Origin of the sequence: Lacrimispora sp. (assembly GCF_032078915.1) — a bacterium.
In the GTDB taxonomy this organism is placed as follows: Bacteria; Bacillota; Clostridia; order Lachnospirales; family Lachnospiraceae; genus Lacrimispora.
Genome location: NZ_DAMAUN010000140.1, coordinates 1 through 10,707 on the forward strand (window position 1 = coordinate 1; position 10,707 = coordinate 10,707).

Here is a 10,707-nt window from a genome sequence, read left to right on the forward strand (position 1 = left end):
AATGCGGAAAAGAGGTAGTAATAAAGAAAACCAAAAAGGGTAGAATTTATTATGGCTGTGAGGCAAATCCTGAGTGTGATTTCATGTCCTGGCAGAAGCCTTCTACGAAAGCCTGTCCCAAGTGCGGAGCTTACATGGTTGAAAAGGGAAGTAAATTACTGTGCTCCAATGAGCAATGTGGATATAGCACTGACAAATAGGAAAAAGAATAATTATTAAGAAAATCGAAAATCTTCAAAAAACTATTGTTATTTGAAAATAATAATGTTAATATTTAATCATTAGAGGTGTATTTTAGTTTTTCACATAAATTCTTAAGGAGGTTTTCGGCTATGAGCGTACAGTTGTTGGACAAAACTAGAAAAATTAACAAATTATTGCATAACAATAATTCGCATAAGGTTGTATTTAACGATATCTGTGAAGTGCTGACCGAGATCCTGAATTCGAATATTCTTGTGATCAGCAAGAAGGGAAAGGTGCTGGGCATTGGCCTGACACCGGACATCGAGGAGATTCAGGAGCTGATCGCGGACCAGGTTGGCGGTTATGTTGATACAATGTTAAATGAGCGTTTGCTCAGCATATTATCAACAAAGGAGAACGTTAATCTGGAAACGCTGGGTTTCACTGGTGACGATATCAGAAAATACCAAGCTATCATCACACCGATTGATATTGCAGGGGAAAGATTAGGAACCCTGTTCATTTATAAATCCGATTCTCAATACGATATCGATGACATCATTTTAAGTGAATATGGCACCACGGTGGTAGGACTTGAAATGATGCGGTCAGTTAATGAAGAGAATGCGGAGGAGACCAGAAAAGTGCAGATTGTAAAATCTGCAATCAGCACCTTATCTTTTTCCGAATTAGAGGCTATTACTCATATCTTTGAGGAATTGGATGGCAATGAGGGCATCCTGGTAGCCAGCAAGATCGCTGACCGTGTAGGGATCACCCGTTCCGTCATTGTCAATGCCCTTCGGAAGTTTGAAAGTGCTGGAGTGATTGAATCCAGATCCTCCGGTATGAAGGGAACTTATATTAAAGTACTGAACGATGTGGTGTTTGATGAACTGAAAACCATTAAGGCCGGAACCATTAAAAATATTCCGGAGCGCCGGGATATCAAAGATATATAAAGCCATTGTCAGAAGAAAAAGGAGCAGAGTGAAAACTGCTCTTTTTTATATGGAAGGTTAAGGAAAAAACGTTCAGACTTGAATTTATGGATCATCGGAATATGCTTGTATTTCCAATTGTTTCATCTGTACACAAAATATGGTAGGTTGTGTTTGATTTGAACACAAAATGTAAAAAAATACTTGCATCGTGTAGAAAGATATGCTATACTGGCTAGGCTGATAAAAAACACGTCTGCGGATTCCAGAGGAAGGTGCCGGATACCGGTCTCCCTGGGAGCATAAGAAGCGGGCGGAAGTTAAACCAAATGGAGGTAGTAACATGAGCGTTATTTCAATGAAGCAGCTTTTAGAAGCTGGCGTACACTTCGGTCATCAGACCAGAAGATGGAACCCTAAGATGGCTCCATACATTTACACAGAGAGAAACGGCATCTATATCATTGACTTACAGAAGTCTGTAGTTAAGGTAGATGAGGCTTACAAGGCAGTTTCTGACATTGCGGCTGAAGGCGGCAAGATCCTTTTCGTAGGAACAAAGAAGCAGGCTCAGGATGCCATCAAATCTGAGTCAGAGCGTTGCGGTATGTATTTTGTTAATGAAAGATGGCTTGGCGGTATGCTTACAAACTTTAAGACAATCCAGTCCAGAGTTGCAAGATTAAAGCAGATCGAGACCATGTCCCAGGACGGAACATTTGATGTTCTTCCTAAGAAAGAAGTTATTGCTCTTAAGAAAGAGTGGGATAAATTAGAGAAGAACTTAGGCGGAATCAAGGATATGAAGAAGATTCCGGATGCGATTTTCGTTGTAGATCCAAAGAAAGAAAGAATCTGCGTTCAGGAAGCTCATACACTGGGAATTCCGTTAATTGGTATCGCTGATACAAACTGTGATCCTGAAGAACTTGATTTCGTGATCCCAGGAAATGATGATGCCATAAGAGCCGTAAAATTAATTGTATCTAAGATGGCAGACGCAGTAATCGAAGCAAACCAGGGCGAGGCAGTAGCAGAAGAAGCAGAAGCAGCTCAGGAAACAGAAGAGACTGTAGAAGCTTAATTATTCAGGCGATTGAATGCTTCGACCTGCTTTGAGAAGCGGGTCGAAGCTTTTTTTACTGGAAAAAGGTTCCTGTGAATAAAACGGCCTTTGAAAATATCAAAATTGAAAATAACGCCCTGCGGGCATACCTTTGTGCCCAAAGAGCATCGCAATAACGATGAAATCAATTGATGGAGGGAAAACAAATGGCAGCAGTTACAGCTGGAATGGTAAAAGAATTAAGAGAGATGACCGGCGCGGGCATGATGGATTGCAAGAAAGCCCTTGCGGAAACAGACGGTGATATGGACAAAGCAGTAGAGTTCTTAAGAGAAAAAGGACTTGCAGCTGCTTCTAAGAAGGCAGGAAGAATTGCAGCAGAAGGTATCGTTACCACGGTTGTATCAGAAGATGGAAAATCTGCAGCAATCGTAGAAGTAAACAGTGAGACAGACTTTGTTGCAAAGAACGCTCAGTTCCAGAACTATGTTGCTGATGTTGCAACTCAGGTGCTTACTTCCCAGGCAACAGATATGGAAGGATTCCTTGCAGAGACTTGGACACAGGACAGCTCCTTAACCGTTGCTCAGGCATTATCCAGCCAGATCGCAGTGATCGGGGAAAATATGAACATCAGAAGATATGAGAAGATCGTTGCCGACGGAGTCGTTGTTGATTACATCCACGGCGGCGGAAGAATCGGTGTTTTGATTGAAGCTGATGCAGAAGTAGTGAATGACACTGTAAAGGAAGCTTTAAAGAATATTGCCATGCAGATCGCTGCATTAACTCCAAAGTATGTGAAGAGAGATGAAATTCCTCAGGATTTCATTGATCATGAGATGGAAATCTTAAAGGTTCAGGCTAAGAATGAGAATCCGGATAAGCCAGATAACATTCTTGAGAAGATGATTGTAGGTCGTTTAAACAAAGAATTAAAAGAATTCTGTCTGGTAGACCAGGCTTATGTAAAAGATGGAGATTTAACTGTTGGGAAGTACTTGGAGCAGGTTTCCAAGGAAGTCGGCGGTAAGGTAGATGTGAAAAAGTTCGTACGCTTTGAGACTGGTGAAGGTCTTGAAAAGAAGGAAGAGAACTTTGCAGAAGAAGTTGCTAGGCAGATGCAGTAATCTTGTAGCAGGATTCTGGGGGGAATCCCATGGGTATCCATGGGATTTTTCTTTTAAAACAGTGTCCGTTTACCATTGACAGATGTTTCCATATCTGACGGACATCACTATACCAAAGGAGTTGAGGAAAGTGGCTAAATATATTATAAAGCGTATCGCTATGGCGATCGTAACCATCTTTGCTGTTGCAACGGTTACTTTCTTTGTCATGAATATGGTGCCAGGAGGCCCCTTCATGTCAGAGAAGGCCATCAGCCCACAGGCCCAGGCGGCCCTTAATGAAAAGTACGGCCTGGACAAACCGTTAAGCGATCAGTATATCACCTATATGAAGGATTTGCTTCACGGAAATTTAGGATTAAGCGTAAAACAGCGCGGCCGAACGGTGAACATGATCATTGAAACAAAATTTCCTGTATCTGCAAGGATCGGCGGAATGGCAATTCTGACCGCTGTTCTTGTTGGAGTTCCATTAGGCAGTATTGCTGCATTCAAGCGCGGAACCGCAGTTGATAATATTATTATTATCTTCAGCACATGCGGAATCGCAGTGCCAAGTTTTGTTGTCTGTACTATTCTAATGTATATATTGAGTCTGAAGCTGGGGCTTTTGCCTACGTTTGGACTGGCTTCGTGGAAAAACTACATTATGCCTGTCATGGCTCTTTCATTTTATCCGTCCTCATATATCGCGCGTCTGATGCGTTCTTCCATGTTGGATGTTATGGGACAGGATTACATGAGAACAGCCCGTGCCAAAGGGCTTTCCCAGATGGTCAGCATCTTTAAGCATGCACTTCGTAACGCCATTCTTCCGGTTGTTACATATTTAGGACCGCTTTTGGCCTATACCGTAACAGGAAGTTTTATTGTTGAAAAGATATTTACGATTCCCGGCCTGGGATCTGAATTCATTGGTTCCATTACAGGACGTGACTATCCTCTTATCATGGGTACTACGATCTTCCTTGCTACTTTAATGGTTATCATGAATGTGCTGGTCGACGTTGCTTATAAATTCATCGATCCGCGAATTAATCTAAAGTAAGGGAAAGGAGAAAGAAATGCCAAAGAATAAATTATCATTACAGCTTAATGTAGAAGACTTTCTCCCGGCAAGTGATGCAGAAAAAGAAAGCCTGACAGTCATGCGTAAGAGCGTTGGATTTTGGAAGGATGGAATCAGACGCCTTAAAAAGAATAAGATTTCAATGATCAGCCTTGCTATTATCATTGTTGTATTTATTTTGTCCTTTTTAGTCCCTCAATTCTACCCATATAGGTATGAACAGCAGATCCGTGGAAGTGAAAATCTTGCTCCCATGCAGTATTCTGAAAAAGAACTGACTGCTATAGAATCAGGAGAGAAAGTATTTCCTCATATTTTAGGAACGGATAACCTGGGTCGTGACTATGCGGTCCGTGTCATGATGGGAAGCCGTGTTTCCCTGATGGTCGGTCTGATCGCTTCCTGTATCATTTTACTCATCGGATCCCTTTACGGTTCCATCGCAGGCTTCTTCGGCGGCTGGGTGGATATGATTATGATGCGTATTGTTGATATGATTTATACAGTACCTGATATTTTGATTATCGTATTGCTTTCCGTTGCATTTGACCAGCCTCTAAAAGCCTTGTCTCAAAGACCCGGTTTTCAGTGGATCCAGGTCATCGGTGTTAACTTGATCAGTATCTTTGTTGTATTTGCCCTGCTTTACTGGGTAGGTATGGCACGTATCGTACGAAGCCAGATCCTGATTTTAAAAGAGCAGGAATATGTAACTGCGGCAAGAGCCCTTGGAGCATCCAGTGGTCATATCATTAAGAAACATTTACTTACAAACTGTATTGGTACCTTAATTGTAACGACTACGCTGCAGATTCCATCCTCAATTTTTACGGAGAGCTTTTTAAGCTTCCTTGGCCTTGGCGTTGCTGCGCCCATGCCTTCTTTGGGAAGTCTTGCAAGCGCTGCGTTAAATGGTCTGCAAAGTTATCCGCACCGTTTGTTTGCACCGGCTCTTATGATTTCTGTCATTATTCTAAGTTTCAACTTATTGGGCGATGGTCTGCGTGACGCATTCGATCCAAAGCTGAAAGATTAAGGAGGAGAGATTCGATGAACGAATATTTGGTTAATATTGAAAATGAACGTCTTTCCTTCTTTACCCCGGCTGGAGAAGTTAAGGCTCTTAATGATGTATCCCTTCATCTTCGTGAAGGAGAGGTTCTGGGAATTGTAGGTGAGTCCGGTTCCGGTAAGTCTGTAACAGCCTACAGCCTTATGGGACTTACGGCTTATCCTGGACGCTTGATTGGCGGATCCCTTCAGTTTAACGGCCACCAGATTGAGAAGATGACAGAGAAGGAAATGAGAAAGATCCGAGGAAATGAAATTTCTATTATTTTCCAGGATCCCATGACCAGCTTAAATCCTGTTTACACAGTTGGAAACCAAATCACTGAAGTGATCATGCTTCATACAAATAAAAATAAACAACAGGCGAATGAAAGAGCAAGGGAGCTTCTGACCCTGGTTGGGATCAATGAGCCGGATAAGCGTCTGAAGCAGTATCCTCACGAGCTGTCCGGCGGTATGCGTCAGCGTATCATGATTGCCATTGCTCTTGCATGTGAGCCGAAGCTTTTGATCGCAGATGAGCCGACGACCGCTCTGGATGTAACCATTCAGGCACAGATTCTGGAGCTGATGATGGAACTGAAAGAAAAGCTTGGGATGGCGATCGTCATGATCACTCATGACCTGGGCGTGGTTGCGAACATGTGCGACCGAATTGCAGTTATGTATGCAGGAAAAGTTGTAGAATACGGCAATACGGATGATATTTTTTATAATCCAAGCCATGAATATACAAAAGGCCTGATCCGAAGCATTCCTAAGCTTACGGAAAAAGAGCACAGCAAGCTGGTTCCTATTGAAGGAAGCCCTGTGGATATGTTAAATCCGCCGGCTGGCTGTCCTTTTGCGCCCAGATGCCGTGCCTGCATGAAGATTTGCCTGCGTGAAATGCCGCCGTATACGGATATATCCGATATTCATTATAGTGCCTGCTGGCTGCTTCAGAAACAGGAGTATGAACAGGCACAGAAGGGAGATGCATGATGGAGAATAAAAATCTTGTAGAGGTGCAGAATTTACAGCAGTATTTCCCTGTTGCCGGAGGCAAGTTATTTGAGAAAAAAGTCGTAAAAGCAGTAGATAACGTTTCTTTTGGAATTAAAAAGGGCGAGACTCTGGGACTGGTTGGAGAATCCGGCTGCGGAAAAACCACCACAGGCCGTACTTTGCTCCGGCTTTATGAGCCTACCGCAGGAAAGATTTTCTTTGACGGAAAAGATATTACCAAGGTAAACATGCTCCCTTACCGCCGAAAGATGCAGATCGTGTTTCAGGATCCCTATGCCAGCCTGGATCCCCGTATGACTGTTGGGGATATTATCGGCGAGGCGATTGACATCCATCATCTTGCTTCTAATAAAAAGGATCGTCAGGACCAGATCATTTCTGTGCTGTCAACAGTAGGACTTAATTCAGAGCATGCAAACCGTTACCCTCATGAATTTTCCGGCGGTCAGCGTCAGCGTGTGGGTATTGCCCGCGCTCTGGCAGTGAACCCTCAGTTCATCGTCTGTGACGAGCCGGTATCGGCTCTGGATGTCTCCATTCAGGCGCAGGTTGTCAATATGTTTGAACAGCTTCAGGAGGAACTGGGACTGACCTATCTGTTTATTGCCCATGACCTTTCCATTGTGAAGCATATTTCCAACCGGATCGGAGTTATGTACTTAGGAAAAATGGTAGAGCTTGCAGACAGCTATGAACTGACCTTCCACAGCGTGCACCCATATACCAAGAGCCTGATTTCTGCCATTCCGATTGCGGATCCGGAAACCAGCCGTAAATCTAAGAGAATTGTTCTGGAAGGGGATGTACCAAGCCCGGTAAATCCGCCATCCGGCTGCCGCTTCCGCACACGGTGTCCTTATGCGGATGAACTTTGTGCTGCCCAGGAACCGGAGTGGAGAGAGGTTTCTTCCGGCCATTTCGCTGCATGTCACCATTTAGACAAGGTAAATTGATTTTCATTGCCATTTTATAGTTTTTATGCTATGCTGAGAACGAATCGGCACAACAGACGATGGACGTATTGCTGTGCCGATTAAATATATTCTATAGGAGGGAATTTATGAAAAAAATGTCACTTGTATTGGCTGCTGTTATGGCAACCGGCATGATCCTTTCCGCTTGCGGCGGTAATAAATCGGCTGGTCCATCTGCAGGCGGTACTACCAATGCAGCGAATGGGGAAGCAACTACCCCAGGAGGAGAATCATCTGGAGGTCTTGACCTTGCAGTTCAGGTCGGCCCGAACCCGGAAACCATTGATCCCGCTTTAAATAGTGCGGCTGATGGTGCAAATGTGATCGTACATGCCTTTGAGCCTTTACTGATCGTAGATTCAGAGAACAAGATTGTAGGCGGTCAGGCAGAAACCTACGATGTATCTGAGGATGGACTTACCTATACCTTCCACCTTCGTGATGGTTTGAAGTGGAGTGATGGTACTCCTCTGACAGCCAATGACTTTGTGTACTCCTGGAAGAGACTGGCAGATCCTAATACAGCAGCTCCTTATGGGGCAGACATGCTTAGCTATGTAAAGGGCTATGAAGAGGCAGCTGCCGGAGATCTGGATGCCCTTGGTGTCTCCGCTTCCGATGACAAGACCCTTGTAGTAGAATTATCCGCTCCATGCGTGTATTTTTCAAAGCTGGTTACTCATGCCTCCATGGTTCCTGTGCAGCAGACAGTTGTAGATGCGGCTGGGGATCAGTGGTGCTTAAAGCCTGATACTTATATCTCTAACGGACCTTTAAAGATGATCGAGTGGGTACCAGGCTCTCATATTACTTTTGCGAAAAATGAAAATTATTGGAACGCAGATAAGATTACTTTAAATACTCTAAAATTCGTCCTGATGGAAGATGCGAATGCGGCTTACAGCGCTTATCAGACCGGAGAAGTATCCATGATTAAGGATGTACCTACAGAGGAGATCCCGGCGCTAAAGGGCAAAGAAGAGTTCCATGTTGAGCCAGGCATGGGTATTTCCTATATAGATTTCCAGAACCAGAAGGAGCCATTTAACAATCCGGATGTGCGTAAAGCTTTAAGCCTTGCCATTGACCGTGATTATCTGGCTAATACCGTTATGCAGGGGATTGGCGCTCCAGCGGCTAACTTTGTTCCCCGCGGTGTTTCTGATGCAGAAGGCGGAACCTTCTTTGAGGATGTAACACGCAAGAACAACGGCGGCGACTTCTTTAATATTGAAAATTATGAATCAGATGTTGCTAAGGCAAAAGAGCTTCTTGCAAAGGCCGGATATCCTGACGGAAAAGGTTTCCCTGTTACTGAGTATATGACCAACGATGCAGGCTATAACAAACCGGTAGCAGAATACTTGCAGAGCTGCTGGAAGGAAGCCCTTGGCATTAACGTAGACATTAAGATCCTTGAGTGGGCAACCTTCACACCTACCCGCCGCGCAGGAGATTATCAGATTGCGCGTGATGCCTGGAGTCTTGATTATGATGATCCTTCCAATCTTTTAAACCTGATGATGTCTACAAGCGGCAATAATAATGCTTTGTACAAAAATCCGGAGCTTGACAAGCTTCTCAATGAGGCCAACTCCACAGCTGATGTTAAAGAGCACTATGAGAAGCTTCATGAGGCAGAAAATATAATCCTTAACGATGCAGCCATTGCACCGCTGAATTACCGGAATGAATTCTGGTTACAGGATCCTAAGTTAAAGGGTACATGGTATTCTCCGTATGGATACTGGTTCTTCCAGTTTGCTACCATGGACTAAAAAATCTGTTATTTACAAATCACCCAGGAATATTTCCTGGGTGATTTTTTATTTCACCTCATCAGGTAAGTTCCCGCTTCAATGCCGGAAATGCATAAGTGGCGGGCAGGGACTTACTTGCGGATTGCGAATATCCGATTGACCGTAATCTTATCTAATAAACCATTTTTTCATTGCTATTTTTCTGTTTTTATGTTATGCTAAAGAATATGTCATTGCAGTAACTGATTAAAGCGTTATTGCGTTGATCGAATATAATTTTTATTAGGAGGACGGTATATGAAAAAAATGTCACTTGTGTTAGCTGCTGTTATGGCCTCCGGTATGATTCTTTCCGCTTGCGGCGGAAATAATACTGCTGGCACGAAAGCAGGTTCTGACACCACTACAGCTGCGGATGCTAACAGCGAAACAACAGCTCCCGCCAATGGAACTTCTACAGCACTTGATCTTGCAGTACAGGTTGGTCCGAATCCCGAGACCATTGATCCGGCACTGAACAGCGCTGCAGATGGTGCCAATATTATTGTTCACGCGTATGAACCTTTGATGATCGTAGATCCAGATAACAAGATAGTGGGCGGTCAGGCTGAATCTTTTGATGTATCTGAAGACGGGCTTACCTATACCTTCCATCTTCGTGATGGCTTAAAGTGGAGCGATGGCACACCGTTAACCGCTGAAGATTTTGTTTATTCCTGGAAGAGACTTGCTGATCCCAATACAGCTGCTCCATATGGAGAAGATATGCTTGGTTACGTAAAGGGATATGAAGAAGCAGCGTCAGGCAATCTGGATGCCCTTGCTGTATCTGCTCCTGATGATAAGACCTTTGTGGTTGAGCTGGAAGTTCCCTGTGTATATTTTTCAAAGCTGATCACTCATGCATCCATGGTTCCGGTACAGAAAGCTACGATTGATACCAATGGCGATCAGTGGACCTTAAAACCGGAGACCTATGTGAGCAACGGTCCGTTAAAGATGGTTGAATGGGTACCTGGTTCCCACATCACCTTTGCTAAAAATGAAAATTACTGGAATGCAGCCAAGGTTACTTTAAACACCTTAAAATTTGTCCTGATGGAAGATGCCAATGCAGCTTATAGCGCATACCAGTCAGGTGAAGTATCCATGATCAAAACCCTTCCTACGGAAGAGATTCCAAGCCTTAGAAATACTGAAGATTTCCAGATAGGCGCTACCATGGGTACCTATTATATAAGCTTCCAGACCCAGAAGGAGCCGTTTAATAACGCGGATGTGCGTAAAGCTTTGAGCCTTGCCATTGACCGTGATTATGTTGCCAATACTGTTATGCAGGGAATTTATGCTCCGTCAACAAATTTCGTTGGCCCTGGCATCTCTGATGCAGAAAATGGTTCTTCCTTTGAAGATGTGACTCGTAAGAATAATGGCGGCGATTTCTTTAATGTTGCTGATCACGAAGCTGATATTGTTAAGGCAAAAGAGCTTCTTGCAAAAGC

The 10,707-nt window shown here is 43.8% G+C and carries 10 protein-coding genes; all 10 read left to right on the top strand.

Features of this window, described 5'->3' with window-relative positions:
* The coding region (locus tag RT269_RS28440) for a DNA topoisomerase family protein (RefSeq protein ID WP_313187772.1) at positions 1-200 on the top strand (200 nt) is incomplete at its 5' end.
* A 132-nt stretch (positions 201-332) separates the two neighbouring features.
* The gene (codY, locus tag RT269_RS28445) at positions 333-1,148 is read left to right on the top strand and encodes a GTP-sensing pleiotropic transcriptional regulator CodY (protein WP_313187774.1); all 816 of its coding nucleotides are present in this window, start codon (positions 333-335) and stop codon (positions 1,146-1,148) included.
* 322 nt (positions 1,149-1,470) lie between these two features.
* On the top strand, positions 1,471-2,211 hold the full coding sequence (gene rpsB / locus RT269_RS28450; RefSeq protein WP_313187776.1) for a 30S ribosomal protein S2: 741 nt from the start codon (positions 1,471-1,473) through the stop codon (positions 2,209-2,211).
* A 188-nt stretch (positions 2,212-2,399) separates the two neighbouring features.
* Positions 2,400-3,323, top strand: coding sequence for a translation elongation factor Ts (gene tsf, locus RT269_RS28455; protein WP_313187778.1), 924 nt, complete (start codon positions 2,400-2,402; stop codon positions 3,321-3,323).
* A gap of 130 nt (positions 3,324-3,453) precedes the next feature.
* Positions 3,454-4,371, top strand: a complete 918-nt coding sequence (locus RT269_RS28460) for an ABC transporter permease (RefSeq protein ID WP_313187780.1) — start codon at positions 3,454-3,456, stop codon at positions 4,369-4,371.
* 16 nt (positions 4,372-4,387) lie between these two features.
* Positions 4,388-5,428, top strand: coding sequence for an ABC transporter permease (locus RT269_RS28465; protein WP_313187782.1), 1,041 nt, complete (start codon positions 4,388-4,390; stop codon positions 5,426-5,428).
* 14 nt (positions 5,429-5,442) lie between these two features.
* Positions 5,443-6,447 (top strand): ABC transporter ATP-binding protein, encoded by a 1,005-nt coding sequence (locus RT269_RS28470; RefSeq protein ID WP_313187784.1) that lies wholly within the window; start codon positions 5,443-5,445, stop codon positions 6,445-6,447.
* Positions 6,447-7,424 carry an ABC transporter ATP-binding protein gene (locus RT269_RS28475; RefSeq protein ID WP_334308566.1) on the top strand — a complete coding sequence of 326 codons (978 nt, stop codon included), beginning with the start codon at positions 6,447-6,449 and terminating at the stop codon, positions 7,422-7,424. The genes RT269_RS28470 and RT269_RS28475 overlap by 1 nt, the downstream gene beginning before the upstream one ends.
* A gap of 107 nt (positions 7,425-7,531) precedes the next feature.
* Positions 7,532-9,223, top strand: a complete 1,692-nt coding sequence (locus tag RT269_RS28480; RefSeq protein ID WP_313187788.1) for a peptide ABC transporter substrate-binding protein — start codon at positions 7,532-7,534, stop codon at positions 9,221-9,223.
* A gap of 279 nt (positions 9,224-9,502) precedes the next feature.
* The coding region (locus tag RT269_RS28485) for a peptide ABC transporter substrate-binding protein (protein ID WP_313187790.1) at positions 9,503-10,707 on the top strand (1,205 nt) is incomplete at its 3' end.